At 44.0% G+C, this 16248-nt stretch carries 11 protein-coding genes; 10 read left to right on the forward strand and 1 reads right to left on the reverse strand.

What is annotated here, in order from left to right; all coding sequences use genetic code 11:
* The first annotated feature begins 83 nt into the window (after positions 1-83).
* The 7 genes from KIH87_RS06395 to argS all read left to right on the forward strand — a co-directional run bounded on the left by KIH87_RS06395 (position 84) and on the right by argS (position 11079).
* Positions 84-1484: a sigma-54-dependent transcriptional regulator gene (locus KIH87_RS06395; RefSeq protein ID WP_232360702.1), complete on the forward strand. Its 1401-nt coding sequence runs from the start codon at positions 84-86 to the stop codon at positions 1482-1484.
* A complete protein-coding gene (locus tag KIH87_RS06400; RefSeq protein WP_232360703.1) occupies positions 1462-2772 on the forward strand; it encodes a sensor histidine kinase in 1311 nt (436 codons plus the stop codon). Before KIH87_RS06395 ends, KIH87_RS06400 begins: the two co-directional genes overlap by 23 nt.
* A 216-nt stretch (positions 2773-2988) precedes the next feature.
* A complete protein-coding gene (locus KIH87_RS06405) occupies positions 2989-4245 on the forward strand; it encodes an efflux RND transporter periplasmic adaptor subunit (protein WP_232360704.1) in 1257 nt (418 codons plus the stop codon).
* Between the two features lie 26 nt (positions 4246-4271).
* Positions 4272-5024 carry an ABC transporter ATP-binding protein gene (locus KIH87_RS06410; protein WP_232360705.1) on the forward strand — a complete coding sequence of 251 codons (753 nt, stop codon included), beginning with the start codon at positions 4272-4274 and terminating at the stop codon, positions 5022-5024.
* Positions 5021-7459, forward strand: a complete 2439-nt coding sequence (locus tag KIH87_RS06415; protein ID WP_232360706.1) for an ABC transporter permease — start codon at positions 5021-5023, stop codon at positions 7457-7459. The genes KIH87_RS06410 and KIH87_RS06415 overlap by 4 nt, the downstream gene beginning before the upstream one ends.
* A gap of 290 nt (positions 7460-7749) precedes the next feature.
* Positions 7750-9336, forward strand: a complete 1587-nt coding sequence (gene prfC, locus KIH87_RS06420) for a peptide chain release factor 3 (protein WP_232360707.1) — start codon at positions 7750-7752, stop codon at positions 9334-9336.
* 6 nt (positions 9337-9342) lie between these two features.
* On the forward strand, positions 9343-11079 hold the full coding sequence (gene argS / locus KIH87_RS06425) for an arginine--tRNA ligase (protein WP_232360708.1): 1737 nt from the start codon (positions 9343-9345) through the stop codon (positions 11077-11079).
* 154 nt (positions 11080-11233) lie between these two features.
* On the opposite strand, the gene KIH87_RS06430 is transcribed toward argS, so the two are convergent.
* On the reverse strand, positions 11234-11869 hold the full coding sequence (locus KIH87_RS06430; protein ID WP_232360709.1) for an EF-hand domain-containing protein: 636 nt from the start codon (positions 11867-11869) through the stop codon (positions 11234-11236).
* 220 nt (positions 11870-12089) lie between these two features.
* On the opposite strand from KIH87_RS06430, the gene murJ reads away from it, so the two are divergent.
* The 3 genes from murJ to ribF all read left to right on the forward strand — a co-directional run bounded on the left by murJ (position 12090) and on the right by ribF (position 16164).
* Positions 12090-13670 carry a murein biosynthesis integral membrane protein MurJ gene (gene murJ / locus KIH87_RS06435; protein WP_232360710.1) on the forward strand — a complete coding sequence of 527 codons (1581 nt, stop codon included), beginning with the start codon at positions 12090-12092 and terminating at the stop codon, positions 13668-13670.
* A gap of 39 nt (positions 13671-13709) precedes the next feature.
* Positions 13710-15011, forward strand: coding sequence for a M24 family metallopeptidase (locus KIH87_RS06440; RefSeq protein WP_232360711.1), 1302 nt, complete (start codon positions 13710-13712; stop codon positions 15009-15011).
* A 175-nt stretch (positions 15012-15186) separates the two neighbouring features.
* Positions 15187-16164, forward strand: a complete 978-nt coding sequence (gene ribF / locus KIH87_RS06445) for a bifunctional riboflavin kinase/FAD synthetase (protein WP_232361437.1) — start codon at positions 15187-15189, stop codon at positions 16162-16164.
* Positions 16165-16248: the final 84 nt, after the last annotated feature.

The following is a 16248-nucleotide window of genomic DNA, read 5'->3' on the forward strand; positions in this document are numbered from 1 at the left end:
TTGGTCGACTTAGGCTGGTTTTATTGCGAGATGAGGTTAGAATTCGACTCATATCGCTAATCTTGGACAAGCAGAAAGGTTTTATGAGTCAGCCTCACATTCTCGTTGTTGATGATCGTCAGGAAATTCGGGTGAGTGCCCGATTTGTGCTGGAAGATAATGGATATCAAGTATCAGAAGCTGAGAATCCCGAAGTCGCTAAAGCATTCCTGAAACAGGATAAACCCGCTCTCATGTTGTTAGACATGAACTTTACGCGTGATACCACTTCTGGTGAAGAAGGGCTGGCCTTTTTGTCTTGGTTGGAAAAAGAAGGTTATGACATTCCTACCGTGGTGATGACAGCTTGGTCCAACGTGTCTTTAGCTGTTGAAGCCATGCAGCGCGGAGCAGGGGATTTTTTGGAAAAACCCTGGAAGAACCAACGTTTGCTGCACATTATCCAGCAACAGCTCACTCTTAATGGGCTGAAGCGTCAAAATGAACAACTAAAACAACGTTTGGAACCTGTAACTGAATCGGATTTCGAATGGCGCTCTGAGTGCATGACCAGACTATATCAACAGGTTGAACGTATTGCCGCATCCGACGTCCCCATTCTTCTAACTGGGGAAAATGGCACGGGCAAAACCCGTATGGCGCAGTATATTCATAAACTCTCTGCTCGCAGTGACAATCCTTTTATTTCCGTGAATATGGGCGGGATCACCGAAACCCTGTTTGAAAGTGAAATGTTTGGTCATATGAAAGGCGCTTTCACCGACGCCAAAAACAATCGTATTGGACGTTTTGAATTAGCCAAACAAGGCACCTTGTTTTTGGATGAAATTGCCAATATTCCTCTTTCTCAGCAGATGAAGTTACTTCGAGTATTGGAATCTGGGGAATATGAAGTATTGGGTTCCAGTGCGACTCAATATGCTGATGTGCGTATTATCAGTGCAACTAACGCAGACATTCAAAGCATGATCGCACAGAGGGAATTTCGCGAAGATTTATTTTTCCGCCTAAATACTATGGAATTCAGAATGCCTTCCTTGCGAGAAAGACAGGAAGATATTGTTCCTCTAGCTAACTTTTTTATTGCGCAATTTTCCAGTAAGTACCAAATGGATACAGTGAAGTTGGGGTTAACGGCGCAACATGCGCTACGCACCTATCATTGGCCGGGTAACATTCGTGAATTGAGTCATATTATGGAGCGTGCTTTGTTACTCAATGCGGGGGAAGAAGTGGATGCAGCGGATTTGCATATTGCCAATACTTCCTTAAGCGGAGTTGCTACAGGCGGTGCGGCTATGTCGGATGAGAATGGCGTTCCTGTCTTACCCATGATGACATTGGAAGATGCTGAGAAACAGCTGATCCGTCAGGCATTGGATATAACAGAACAGAATATACCCAAAGCGGCTGAATTATTGGGATTAACCAAATCTTCCTTATATCGAAGATTGGAGAAGTATGCAGATCTTCAAGTTCAATAGTCTGAAGTCCTATCTCATAACCTATTTGATTGTACCCAGTGTTGCAATTGCCATTTTGGGTGGTTTTCTGTTATTGAGCTTTGGCTGGTCAGTACAGAGTGTGTTTATTTCAGCAGTGTGTTGGGGACTGGTTGCCTATTTTTTCAGCATCCGTTTTTATCGAAATATCAATACTACATTTGAACGTGCTTTAACCCATATTGATGCACTACGGGCAGAAGACTACAACCAGTTTTCAAAACCCATTTTTCCTCAAGGCATCGTGGGCACCTTTCATCGAGAAACCAAAGCATTGAGTTTGTATTTGCAAGCGATGAAATCGCAATATGATCAACATGCCTTTTTGGTATACCAGTTGATCGATCAACTGGATATTCCGGTATTGGTGTTTAATCAGGACAACAAGCTCAGCTATGCCAATAGTGCTTTTAGCTACCTGTATCACGAGCCTTGGCAACTGTATCGGCTTGCTTCTCCCAAGCTGCTAAATTTGAAGAAAACCGAAGAAGGCTGGCAGTTTAGTCAGAAAGGGAGAAAGTGGCAGATTAATCACAGTGAATTCATTGATGCCGGCGAGAACCATCAGTTGCTGGTGTTTACCAATGTGGAATCCGTGATGCAGGAAACCCAATCTAATGCTTGGCAGCAGATGATCCGTGTGATTGGTCATGAAGTTAATAACTCGTTGACTCCAGTCGCATCTCTGGCTGAAAGTTTGTCTGAACGTATGGATTCTGAGCGTAATAAGCAGGCATTGGCTTTGATATCGGAACGCTGTTATCACTTGCAGGATTTTATTCAGCGATATGCCTCGGTATCGAAGTTGCCTAATTTGAATCTCAAAGCATTTCATACTCAGCCTTTGGTGAGCCGCTTACAGGGGATATTTGGTGATACCCAATTAACAACCGACATTCGAGCAGAAACCTTGCTAGCGGACGAGTCAGCACTGGAACAAGTGCTCATTAACCTGATTAAAAACGCCGTTGAAGCTGATGCCAGTGAAATTACACTCAGTATTGAAGAACTGAATACTCAATTTCAGATTAAAGTTGTGGATAATGGTCACGGTGTGGCGAATCTGGATAATCTGTTTGTGCCATTATTTACCACCAAGCCTGATGGGCAAGGTATTGGGTTGAGTTTTTGCAGTAAGATCATTAAGCAACATAATGGCGAAATTCATCTGACCAATAACGCTACAGAGGGTGCCACAGTCACTATAAGCCTGCCTAAAAACATATCAGAAGTAAAAAGCAGTTCGGTTTTGGAATCAATATCGGACTAATGGTTTCAAAATCGAACCTTAATTGAATTGGAAAACCTTTTTCACCTCCTACGATTTTAATCAACTTATTGAAATTAAAGAAAATATTAAAGTTGGCAAGAAACTTGTATTCCTAGCGCAGAGAAGGTGAAAACGGCTCTGAAATTCGAGTTCTAAAATGAACTTTTCATTCTCAGGCCTAATATTAACATTCGCGTTTAAGGTGCAAGAGTTCAGATGGACGTCATCAAAACCCCACAGCAAAACAAATATAAATTAAGTAAAAGGTACTTGCTTGTCAGCGCAGCTTCTATTGTTGTACTTGCTTTGTTTATTTGGGCTAAAGGTATCGCGAGTACGGCTTCCATTCAGCGTAGCGATATTTTGATTGAGAAAGTCATGAAGGGTGATCTGAACGTTATCATCAATGGCTATGGCACTTTGCGTTCTGATAAGCAGCAGCTTATTACTTCATCTTCCCGTGCGACAGTGAAAGAAATTGTGTTAAAGCCCGGTGCTCCCGTAACTGCCGACAGCGTTATTGTACGCATGGAAAATCCTGAATTAACTCAGGAAGTCGAAAGTGCTCGTATGCAATTAACCCAAATTCAGGCGAATTTGCGTCAACTTAAGCTAAGCAACAAACGTGAAATGTTGTCAGAAACCATGCATTTGGCTGAGATTAAAGCCAACTGGGAAAAGGCCAAGCTGAATCGTGCAGCTAAATCCAAGTTAAATGAAAAAGGCATCGTTTCAGACATTAATTTACAAGAAGCGATTCTGGAAGAGCAGCAGCTTCAAGAGCAATTGAACATTTTGAAAGAAGGTATCGAGCAGTTGACTCTGGTTCATGAGGAGTCTGTCAATATTGAGCTGGAAAAAGTGAAGCAGCAAGAAGGCTTATTGGAAACCAAACAAACTCGATTGAATGATTTGGTGGTTCGCGCTGGTATTGATGGTGTTTTGCAAAGCTTGTCTGTAGAGCAGGGGCAAAGTCTGGATATAGGTCAGGAAATCGCGTTAATTGGCAGCACCACTGATTTGGTTGCGCTGATCCGTGTTCCACAAAGTCAGGCTCAAGATGTCAGTATTGGACAAAAAGTGGTGATCAGCACTCGTCGTGACAACATTGATGGCATGGTGTCTCGTATTGACCCTATTGTTGAAGATAATACCGTGATTATCGAAGTTTCATTGCCTGATGACTTACCTTCAAGTGTTCGTCCCCAGTTAAATGTTGATGCCACTATTATTGCCGATACCTTGGCGAATGTGACCTATATCAAGCGTCCTGCAAAGGTTCAGCCTCATTCCAGTGTTGATTTGTATCGCATTGATCCAGAGGATAGAACGGCTGATATTCAAAATATTCGCTTCGGTCGCCGTGCGGGTGATTATATGGAAATCGTCGCAGGAGCCAAAGCCAATGAACAGTTTATTGTCTCGGATTTGTCCAATTTGAAAGGTACAACATCCCTGGATATCAAATTTTAAGAAAGACTAAGTACAGGTAGCACCTCATGAGCAGCATCAAACTAGAAATGAATTCCATCCAAAAAGTTTTTGAAACTGAAGAGGTGGAGACCTACGCACTGAAAGATATTAACCTGAGCATTAAAGCCGGTGATTATGTTTCTATTTCTGGGCCTTCTGGTTGCGGTAAGTCGACGCTGTTATCCATTATGGGTTTGTTGGACACGCCAAGCGGCGGTCAGTATTTGATTGAAGGTACTGATGTCACGAATCTGACCCTGGATCAAGCTGCTGAAATCAGAAATAAGAAAATTGGCTTTATCTTTCAATCTTTCAATCTGATTGATGAATTAAGCGTGTTGGATAATGTTGCTTTACCATTGAGATATAGCGATGAAAATCTCAGTGAGCAGACTATTTATGATCGTGCTGTGGAGTGTTTAAAGCTGGTGGATATGGGGCATCGCTTGAAGCATAAACCCAACCAGTTGTCAGGTGGACAACAACAGCGTGTTGCCATTGCTCGTGCGCTTGTTGCCAACCCCGCTATTTTGCTTGTGGACGAGCCAACCGGAAACCTGGATTCCAAAAGTGGTGATCAGGTTATGGCGATTCTGGACAAGTTGAATCAAAACGGCACGACGATATGTATGGTAACTCACGATCCACGCTATGCAGATATGGCTCGTAATCAATTAAAGCTTTTGGATGGCACGATTCTGACTGCCCCTGAAACGTCAGCAACATTAAAGGGAAAAGATGCGAGTGAATCTGCCATTCCCGTCGGAGTGAATCCATGACCCGATTGATGTACTGGATAAAGCAGGCATGTTTCAGCTTACAAAAAAAGCCGGGATTTGTCTCAATGGTTGTCTCTACCATGAGTATTACTATTGGTGCTTTGCTGTGTGCTCTGACTTTAGCTTACGTGTTGATTGTAAGCCCTTTGCCTTATCCTGAGCAGGATCGTTTATATCAATTAGAACATTTGTACATTGATGGCGATGGTGAGTTGCTGGGTAGCCATTTTACCTATCCCAGTGTTATGGAATTGTACAAAGACAAAAGCATCTTTAGCGACGTAGCACTGAGCTTTTATTCGGAACAGAAACTTAATCAACATCCTTTACAACCTATTATTCGCACGACTCACGTCAATCCTGAATGGTTCCAGTTATTAGGTGCGACAATGGCGTTGGGACGTACCTTTGAACAAACAGAAGAGTTGGGTTCTAATAATCCTGTGGCAGTGTTGAGTTACCAAGCTTGGGTGGAACTGTTTTCTTCTGACCCGGATATTCTTGAAAAAACGGTACGTTTCTGGGATACCAACTATCGTGTTATCGGGGTACTTTCTCCGTCATTCATTGAACCTCAAATAGACGCCATTGGGCAAAAAACACATATTTTCATGCCTTGGGATTTTAATCCTGTGGCGCAGGATCGTCGCAATACCTATTTAGGTGCACATCCAGGATTGTTCTTCTTTGGTAAGCTTGCGTCTGATAAAACCATTAGTCAGATAGAGCAAGCGCTAACTCAAAACATTGATGAAACCTTTCAGCGTGAAGTGGTCGGTGCTGGCTTTTTGGAAGGCTTTCATATTGTCATGAAACTCAACACGCTTAAGTCAGCCATTCTTAAGGATGTTGAACAGACTGTATGGCTGTTGTTAGCAAGTGTTACCGGATTGCTGGTGATTGCCATTGCCAATATTGCTAATCAGTTTATTTCCCGTACCGCGGAAAAGCTGCGCCATTTGGCTATTCATGCTGTTCTTGGAGCGAAAAAACGTCATATATATAAACTTTTGTTCGCAGAAGCTGGGTTATTAATGGCGGCTTCTGTGATGATTGCGCTTGTCATTGCTGATAATGGTTTTTACGTGATGCAGGAATTCCTTGCGAAAAAGCTGCCTCGTGTCGATGAACTCTCTATCAATTTATTTACGATGACCTCAGCCATTTTGATTGCGTTATCGACAGCTTTATTATTTGCCTGGTTTAGTGCCAACATGATCAACTATCGTAAGTTGAATGCCAGCTTGCAAACCAGTGGTAAAGGCACCAGTGCTCAGGTGTCACGTAACATTCGCCAGATCTTGATTGTGAGTCAGGTAACAGTGGTTACTGTGTTGATTTTCGTCAGCTTTAGCATTTTCAATCAGGCCTCACGAGTAATTAATCAATCGATTGGGTTCGACACGGAACGCATGACAACGGTGTATCTCAATGGCTGGGCTGATTCTGCTCAGGCATTGGTTCCTACCATTGATGAAGTAAAGCATCGTCTGGCTGAACTGCCACAAATTGAAGGTGTCAGTAATGCTTACTCACCCATGGATATGTTTGATACACCATCACAAACTATTGTTGATACTAATGAGACTTTGCTGGTTGAGTCACTACCTGTGGATGAAAATTATTTTGACTTAGTCGGACAAACTCTGATGGATGGTTATATTTTCTCTGCGGCTAATGTTAGAGACGGCGACAACGTCATTATCATTAATCATGTATATGCCAGTAAATTAGCGCCTTACACCAGTGCACTAGGTATGCGCATTCGAGTTAATAATGATGAGCCGAAACGTGTCATTGGTATTGTCAAAGGCATTAAAATTCCAGGTGAAGAAGATGTTCCCATGCGTAGTTATTACCCTTGGCCACAAGATAAATATCGACTGAAATTGCTGGTTAAACATGCCGAAGGGCAAGAGTTTCCGGCGGAAGAAGTGATTCGTATCATCAATGAAGTGGGCAGTGGTAATCAGATGAACTATAACGCTATGAGTTCATGGGAAGAAAAGCGAGATTCACTGCTGTTTACTCAATATACAACTGCAGTTACCAGTGCAGCCCTGGTTGTGCTGAGCTTCTTCCTCGCGGCTATTGGCCTATACGGTATTTTGAGTTACAGCACTCAACTACGTCAGTTTGAATTGGGCACACGTATGGCAATTGGTGCCAAGCGTAAGGATCTGGTCAAGTTGATCGTTAAGGATAATTTCGCAGCGTTTATTTACGGTGCAGTGTTGAGTGTTATCGCATTATTGGGCTTGTATATCGGGTTTGCTTCAGAGCTTAGTGAAATTGATATTTCTGAAACCCAGACAAGCATTATTTTCCTCATCACCTTAACACTGGTCGCAGGCATTATGTTGCTGGCTTGCTACTGGCCCTTGCGTCGATATATCAATCAGCCTGCCATATACGCATTGCGAGGTAATAACTAGAAGAAAATTAATGTAAAGAATCCCGTTGTGTTATTTGCGAGGACTTAGTGCCTCGCCTTTTTTTATCAGCCTTTGAAAAAGGTTAAATCCACTGAATATTGCCTTGTATACCTGAAAATTATACTTTTCTCTCAAACAGAGAGTAATTTGCTCACTTTTCTATTAAAATCCGCACTTTCATTTTGATCAGTTGAACACTCACCGCTTTTGGAATGCCAAAATGTTTAGAATTTGCTTGTTCGACTTTGATATTTTTTGTTAATTAACAAATAGTTAGAAGATTTTATTTGATGTCAAATTCCTCAATAGAGAAAGAAGTCTCAAAGAGAAGAACATTCGCGATTATTTCTCACCCCGATGCTGGTAAAACCACCATTACTGAAAAAGTGCTGTTGTTCGGAAATGCTTTGCAAAAAGCAGGTACGGTCAAAGGCAAAAAGTCTGGTCAGCACGCCAAGTCTGACTGGATGGAAATGGAAAAAGAGCGTGGGATCTCGGTGACAACCTCGGTAATGCAGTTTCCTTATGCCAACAAGCTGGTTAACCTGTTGGATACCCCGGGGCACGAAGATTTCTCGGAAGATACTTATCGTACCTTAACCGCCGTTGATTCCTGCTTGATGGTTATCGACTCCGCCAAAGGTGTAGAAGCACGTACCATTAAATTAATGGAAGTTACGCGCTTGCGTACCACGCCGATTATCACTTTCATGAACAAGCTCGACCGCGATATTCGCGATCCCATCGAGTTGCTGGATGAAGTGGAAGATGTTTTGAACATCAAATGTGCGCCTATTACCTGGCCCATTGGCATGGGTAAAGAGTTTAAAGGCGTGTATCACTTGTTGCGTGACGAAACCACTCTGTACCAAACCGGGCAAGGTCATACCATTCAAAAAAGCCGCATTATTAAAGGTTTAAACAACCCAGAGTTGGATGAAGCCATTGGTACTTACGCACAAGAATTGCGCGACATGTTGGAACTGGTGCTTGGTGCTTCTCACGAGTTTAACCTGGAAGAGTTCTTAAATGGTGAGCTAACGCCAGTATTCTTTGGTACAGCATTGGGTAACTTCGGTGTAGATCACATGTTGGATGGCTTAACCGAATGGGCACCTGCGCCTCAAGGCCGTGAAACCGATGAACGCTTTATTGAGCCGACCGAGCCCAAGTTCAGTGGGTTCATTTTCAAAATTCAGGCGAACATGGATCCCAAGCACCGTGACCGCGTGGCGTTTTGCCGTATTGTGTCGGGTAAATACGAAAAAGGCATGAAGATGCATCAACCGCGTATTGGTAAAGATGTGCGTATTGCCGATGCCTTGACCTTTTTGGCGGGTGATCGCTCCTTGCTGGAAGAAGCTTATGCCGGTGACATTATTGGTTTGCATAACCATGGCACGATTCAGATTGGTGACACCTTTACTTCCGGTGAAAAATTCCGCTTTAGCGGTATTCCTAACTTTGCGCCAGAATTGTTCAAGCGTATTCGCTTAAAAGATCCATTGAAGCAAAAGCAACTGTTGAAAGGCTTGATCCAACTTTCTGAAGAAGGTGCGGTTCAGGTATTTCGCCCCATGATGAACAACGATTTGATCGTTGGTGCGGTGGGTGTGTTGCAGTTTGATGTGGTCGTGTCGCGTTTGAAGTCGGAATACAATGTTGATGCGATTTATGAGCATATCAATGTTGCCACTGCCCGTTGGGTGTACTGTGATGACCAACAGAAACTGGCTGAATTTAAGCGTAAAAATGAATCTAATTTGGCGTTGGACGGCGGTGACAACCTTACCTATATTGCGCCAACCATGGTGAATTTGTCTTTGGCTCAGGAACGTTATCCTGACGTGAATTTCCATACAACCAGGGAACACTAAGCAGCAATGAATATTCAGGAATTATTATTAGCAAGATTTAAAACTGCACTGGCGGCTATTGATGCGCCAGAAAATGCGCCAGCGCCTTTGACTCGCAGTACCCGACCTGAATTTGGTGAATATCAGTTTAACGGTGCTATGGCGCTTGCCAAAATGCTTAAGCAAAAGCCGCGTGATATCGCCGAGAAAATTGTTGCTGCGGTTGAATTGGACGACGTCGCTGACAAGTTGGAAATCGCAGGGCCTGGGTTTATCAATATCCATTTGTCGAATGGTTTCCTGGCCAAGCAAATACCTGCAATGGTGTCTGACGCTCATTTGGGAATGGAAAAAGAAGCGCAGCAAACTGTAGTGGTTGATTATTCTTCGCCTAATTTAGCGAAAGAAATGCACGTTGGGCATTTGCGCTCGACCATTATCGGCGACGCTGTGGTACGTGTTTTGGAATTTCTAGGCCATAAGGTCATTCGCCAAAACCATATGGGTGACTGGGGTACGCAGTTTGGCATGTTGCTGGCGCATTTGAGCGACAAATTGGCTGCGCAGGAAGTCGCGGAAACGGCACTGGAAGATTTGGAGCATTTTTATCGTGAAGCCAAAGTGCGTTTTGATGAAGAAGATGGTTTCGCGGATCGTGCCCGTGAATATGTTGTTAAACTGCAAAGCGGCGAAGAACAATGCATGACCCTTTGGCAGCAGTTTATTGATGTATCTATTGCTCATAGCGAAGAAGTGTACAACAAGCTCAATGTGACCCTGAAACGTGAACATGTGATGGGCGAAAGTGCTTACAACCCTGAACTGGCGGGCGTTATCACGTCGTTGAAAGAGCAGGGCATTGCAGTGGAAGACCAAGGCGCGCAAGTGGTGTTCATTGACGAAATGAAAGACAAAGAAGGCAAGCCCGCAGCGTATATCGTACAAAAATCCGGTGGTGGCTATTTGTATGCCACAACCGATTTGGCTGCGATGAAATACCGTTCTTTCGATCTGCAAGCTGACCGTAACCTGATTTTTACTGATGCGCGTCAGGCTTTGCACTTTAAACAGACTGAAATAGTAGGCCGTAAGGCTGGTTTCTCCCGTCCTGAAACCACTTACGAGCATTGCCCCTTTGGTATGATGTTGGGCAGTGATGGCAAGCCATTTAAAACCCGTACCGGTGGCACAATCAAGTTAGCTGATTTGTTGGATGAAGCCGTTGAGCGTGCGGAAAAACTGATTGCTGAGCGTTCTACGGATCTATCTGAAGAAGAGCGCAAACAAGTGGCTCGTATCGTTGGTATCGGTGCGGTGAAATATGCCGATTTAAGTAAAAACCGTACCACTGACTATGTGTTTAATTGGGACACCATGTTGAGCTTTGAGGGTAATACCGCGCCTTACTTGCAGTACGCCTACACGCGTGTTGTCAGTATTTTTAGAAAAGCAGGCGTAGATGCAGCCAGCCTGAATGCTGAGATTAGCTTACAGGAAGCACAGGAACATGCTTTGGCGGTTAAGTTAACGCAGTTGGTGGAAGCCATTAACACTGTGTCAGCGGAAGCGACGCCTCATGTGTTGTGTACTTACTTGTATGAACTTGCCAGCTTGTTTATGAGCTTCTACGAAGCCTGCCCGATCTTGAAACCGGGGATTGACGAGTCGTTGAAGCAAAGTCGCTTAATGTTGGCGGCGGCAACGGCGAATACCTTGAAAGTGGGATTGGGCTTGTTGGGTATTGAGACGTTAGAGAAAATGTAAGTTTCTGATTGTCTTGCTGTCTAATATAAACAAAGCCTCCAATAGTGAGGCTTTGTTTATACACGGTATGATTGCATGAAAGGTTGGTAGAGCTAAAAAATCTCGTCCTTGAGATTTTGCGGGAATGTTCCAGTTAGTTTCGTACCCGAAATCGTTAGATCACATTCTCTGCACTGGTTAGTTCGTGAATGCAATGTCTCACAGCATTATGTGTTTCATGCATCACTTCACGGTGAGCAGTGAACTCTTCCAGCGTAACCAAACCATCGCTATCAGCATCCATCAGAGCAAATCCTTCTGTGGCCTTTTCAGTGGCTTTGGCCTGTACTTCAGTCAGGTCTAATACACCATCACCAGAGGTATCTGCGGCACTGAATCTGTCTTCGGGAGACTGAAACAGATCAGCATCCGGGATGATAATATTGTCGTTTCCTGTTTCTGCTTTCAGGTCGGTCACACACTGGATAATGTCGGCTGCAATATCTGAATGGTCAGGGGCTTCACCTCTGCGGCCTGTGGTGGCTTCTTCAAGGCTTAAAAAGCCGTCATCATTAGCATCTTTGCGGTTGAACATGTTTTCTGCACGCGCTAAAGCCTGAGCTGTTAATTCGCTGCTATCGACATTGCCGTCACCACTGGTGTCTAAACGGCTAAAAGCGAATTCTGTGTTAGCGCCATGATGGCCTCCATGACCACGTCCTTTGGCATGTACAATGGGAGCTGCAATCAAGGTGGTAACGGTCAGTGCTGCTAACAAAGCTGAAATGGCATTTTTGTTCATTGTTTTCATAATCTTTCTCCGAGAGTCGGTTTTAATGGTCTTCACTGGTTAAAACGGGTCAGCTTGCATTGCGTTGACAAACAATTTAAAAAACTTTCAAATTTTTTCAGGTGAATTGAATATGAAAGGCTGGGAAGCCTTTATTTTAATTGGTTTACAGCGGGATCTTGTGTCGACATACTTGTGTCGACATAATAGGCGCAGATTTTTCTTCAGATTGAATGTTACCTTGTCTAAAAAACTTCTAAAGTCAGGCCTGATTGTTAGCTTTATGACATTAATTTCCCGTGTTCTTGGTTTGGTTCGGGATGTGGTTGTCGCTAATTTATTGGGAGCTAATGCTGCTGCTGACGTATTTTTCTTCGCTAATAAAATTCCTAATTTCTTACGTCGCTTATTTGCTGAAGGGGCTTTTGCTCAAGCATTTATTCCGGTACTGACCGAAGTTGAAGAGCAGGGTGACAGAGACAGATTACGTCTGTTTATTGCTCGTGTGTCCGGCACATTAGGTACAATTGTGACGGTTGTGACCTTGATCGGCGTTATCGCTTCTCCTGTTTTGGCTGCGCTTTTTGGTACGGGTTGGTTCCTTGATTATCTGCAAGGGGGAGAGGATGGAGCCAAGTTTGAATTAGCGGCCAGTATGCTCAGGATCACTTTCCCTTATTTGTGGTTTATTACCTTGGTTGGGCTGTCCGGGGCGATTCTTAATACCCTGAACCAATTCGCTGTCGCGGCGTTTACGCCTGTATTGTTGAATGTCGCTATTATTGCGTGTGCAATTTATCTGTCGCCAATGTTCGCTGAACCTGCTTATGCCCTGGCATGGGGCGTGTTCTTTGGTGGCTGTATTCAATTTCTATTTCAAATTCCTTATTTAAAACGTGCGGGTGTGTTGGTTAAGCCGCAATGGGGCTGGAATGATCCTGCTGTGACTAAAGTAAGAAAGCTCATGATCCCGGCTTTGTTTGGGGTGTCGGTCAGCCAAATTAATTTGTTGTTTGATACTTTGATTGCGAGTTTTTTGGTAACGGGATCAATTAGCTGGTTGTATTACTCGGATCGTTTACTGGAATTTCCTCTTGGTTTGTTTGGTATTGCGATTGCCACCGTTATCTTGCCCACCTTGTCTCGAGATTTTGTGTCCGACAATAGTAAACAGTTTGCTGCCAATATGGATTGGGGCGTGCGTATGGTTAGCATATTGGGGATTCCCGCTGCCGCAGGTTTATTTGTGCTGGCTGAACCTATGCTGCTGGTGTTATTCCAGCGCGGGGCTTTTACCGTTGAAACTGCGACCTTTGCTTCTTACAGCTTGATGGCGTATTCCACAGGCTTATTGAGTTTTATGCTGGTGAAAGTGCTGGCGCCTGGTTTTTTCTCTCGTCAGGATACGAAAACGCCTGTGAAATATGGGATTTGGAGCATGATGGCCAACATGGGGTTTAATCTGATTTTGGCGATACCCTTTGGTTATGTGGGTTTGGCAATGGCTACGGCGTTATCGGGCACGGTGAATGCGGCGTTGTTGTATCAAAAACTGCATCGGAATGGGGTGTATCAGGTGTCTTCTGAAACCTTGATGTTTTTGTTTAGAGTGGCGCTGGCCTGTGTCAGCATGGTGGCTGCTGTTATGTATTTTCTGCCGGATATGACGCAATGGTATGAGTGGCATTGGCGTCAGCAGGTATGGCAGTTAGGCTTATTGATTTTAATTGGTGCTACGGTGTTTATTTCTGTGTTATTGCTTCTTGGTGTTCGTTTGAGGCATTTGCAGGCTGTTCAGGCTAATGTACAAGCTGATACGTAGAATTAAATACAGTGAACTTCGAAAAAAGGCTTTTTAAGCATGAATAAACGTGATTTTCTGAAACTGTCCGGGTTGAGCCTTGCTTCGTCTGTGCTTCCGGCAACTGCACTTGCGGCTTCGAATCATTCGAGTGAAAACGCACTAAAGCCATCGTCTTTGTCTTCCTTGGAATCGATCACTACGGGTATTGAACCGATTAGCTCAGATGAAAGAGTTCGGCGTATTAAAAAAGCGCAGGAAATCATGAAAAGCTTGAATATTGCTGCCTTGGTATTAGAACCGGGGGCGGCGATGGATTACTTCTCTGGTATTCAGTGGTGGCGAAGCGAGCGCTTAACTGCGCTGATCATTCCACAGCAAAGTGAAGTGGCTGTAGTTTGTCCATTCTTTGAAGAACCCAGCATTCGCGAAACTTTGCAAGTGGGCAAAGATGTGCGTGTTTGGCAAGAACACGAAAGCCCGTTTAAACAGGTTAAAGCCATTCTTAAAGATCGCGGTATCAACAAAGGCAAAATCGCTTTTGAAGAGAGCGTGCGTTATTTTGTATTGCAAGGCGTGATGGCGGAGTTGTCCGACATGGAGCATGTCAGTGCAGAGCCTGTCACTCGCGGTTGCAGAATGTACAAGAGCTTGCATGAATTACAACTGATGCATAAAGCCAATGAAGTCACATTAAAGGCTTATGAGCATGTGTGGCAGCAATTGCAGGTGGGTATGAGCCAAAGCCAGGTAGTTGGCTTAATGAAGCAAGCTCAGTCGCAGTTGGGAGGCTCAGGCGCTTGGGCGTTGGCATTGTTTAATGAAGCCAGTGCTTATCCGCATGGCACAAGAGAGGAGCAGACAATTCGTGAAGGTTCTGTGGTACTGATGGATTCCGGCTGTACTGTGCATGGTTATCGCTCTGATATTAGTCGTACCTTTGTTTTTGGTGAGGCAAATAGCAAGCAGCGTAAAATCTGGAATACAGTGCATAAGGGGCAAATGATCGCGTTTGAAAAAGCGCAAATTGGCACTGCCGCCGGTAAGGTCGATGATAGCGTTCGCGCGTTTTATCAGTCACAAGGATTTGGCCCCGAATACAAACTGCCGGGGTTATCACATCGAACTGGTCATGGCATTGGCATGGAAACTCACGAAAGCGTAAATTTTGTTCATGGCGAAACAACGCCTTTGCAATTAGGTATGTGTTTCTCCAATGAACCGGGAATTTATATACCGGGCGAATTTGGTGTGCGCTTGGAAGATTGTCTATATATGGGTGAGAAAGGAGCTCAGTGGTTTACCGAACCGCCAGCATCGTTAGAGCAACCCTTGGGTAAATTAGCGCCAATGCCTGTTTAATCGTAATTTCTTTGGGTTCAAATTCAATTTTCCCTGTGTGCAGGCTGTATCTATTTTGAAGGTTAGTTATAATCCGTCGGATTTTTTGCATGAAAGTATCAATCGTTGATGGCTTTATGAGCAATCTTGTTTGATGGCGGCAAATTTTCCCGGGTTAAATATTAAGAGGTCTGGCTTGGAGCTGATTCGAGGGTTACACAATCTAAATAGCAGCCACAATGGTTGTGTTCTGACCATCGGTAAGTTCGACGGTGTTCATCTGGGACATCGCGCTGTTTTAAAACAGGTCATAGAGAAAGCACGAGAATTGGGCGTGCCTTCTACTGTGATGGTGTTTGAGCCTCAACCTGAAGAATTGTTTTCTCCGTCTACGGCTCCGGCTCGATTGAGCAAGCTACGTGAAAAATACACCTTATTGCAGGAACTGGGCATCGACCGACTGATTTGCGTAAAGTTCGATCGCAAATTTGCCGCTCAGGAAGCGGGTTTCTTTGTGGAACAGTTGTTGGTTAAACAACTGGGTGTGAAATATCTGGTAGTGGGTGACGATTTTCGTTTTGGGCGTGGCAGAACCGGTGATTTTGCTATGCTATTAGAAGCTGGCAAAAAATTTGGTTTTGACGTTGTTGATACTGCCAGTTTGAAGCACAAAGACAATCGAATCAGTTCATCGGCTATTCGAGACGCATTGCTGAATGCCGATTTGGAAAAGGTTGCTGCTTTTCTCGGGCGTCCTTTTAGTATTAGTGGCAAAGTGGTACACGGCGATAAGCGGGGGCGTAGTATTGGTTTTCCCACCGCCAATGTGCTTCTGCACCGATGCAATTCTCCGGTAACGGGAGTGTTTGCAGTGGTCGTGCGATTAGTGCGAGACCGTGTAACTCGCAACACCTTTGTTTCTGATGAAACGCGTTATTTTGGTGTTGCAAACGTGGGCAATAGACCCACTGTAAATGGTGTACGTTCCCAGTTGGAAGTACATATCTTTGATTTTAATGATCAGCTATATGGCAAAAATGTAGTGGTAGAACTACACCATAAAATCAGAGATGAACAAAAATTTGATTCCTTTGAGTTGCTCAAGGAACAAATCGTAAAAGATGCAGAGACTGCGAAAAACTGGTTACAAGCGCATTTGACGCTAGAAAATTAAAAACCGTTTTTCTGTCAGTACATTAATTTCATTCAAGCTAATTTGGCAAGGCACTGAATTAGCACACATTCATCAGTTGTGGAT

Source organism: Paraneptunicella aestuarii, assembly GCF_019900845.1.
Classification (GTDB): Bacteria; Pseudomonadota; Gammaproteobacteria; order Enterobacterales; family Alteromonadaceae; genus Paraneptunicella; species Paraneptunicella aestuarii.

Excerpts from the sequence above, each read along its gene's own strand:
- KIH87_RS06395 (WP_232360702.1), top strand. The coding sequence starts at position 84 with ATGAGTCAGCCTCACATTCTCGTTGTTGATGATCGTCAGGAAATTCGG.
- KIH87_RS06400 (WP_232360703.1), top strand. The coding sequence starts at position 1,462 with ATGCAGATCTTCAAGTTCAATAGTCTGAAGTCCTATCTCATAACCTAT.
- KIH87_RS06405 (WP_232360704.1), top strand. The coding sequence starts at position 2,989 with ATGGACGTCATCAAAACCCCACAGCAAAACAAATATAAATTAAGTAAA.
- KIH87_RS06410 (WP_232360705.1), top strand. The coding sequence starts at position 4,272 with ATGAGCAGCATCAAACTAGAAATGAATTCCATCCAAAAAGTTTTTGAA.
- KIH87_RS06415 (WP_232360706.1), top strand. The coding sequence starts at position 5,021 with ATGACCCGATTGATGTACTGGATAAAGCAGGCATGTTTCAGCTTACAA.
- prfC (WP_232360707.1), top strand. The coding sequence starts at position 7,750 with ATGTCAAATTCCTCAATAGAGAAAGAAGTCTCAAAGAGAAGAACATTC.
- argS (WP_232360708.1), top strand. The coding sequence starts at position 9,343 with ATGAATATTCAGGAATTATTATTAGCAAGATTTAAAACTGCACTGGCG.
- KIH87_RS06430 (WP_232360709.1), bottom strand. The coding sequence starts at position 11,869 with ATGAAAACAATGAACAAAAATGCCATTTCAGCTTTGTTAGCAGCACTG.
- KIH87_RS06440 (WP_232360711.1), top strand. The coding sequence starts at position 13,710 with ATGAATAAACGTGATTTTCTGAAACTGTCCGGGTTGAGCCTTGCTTCG.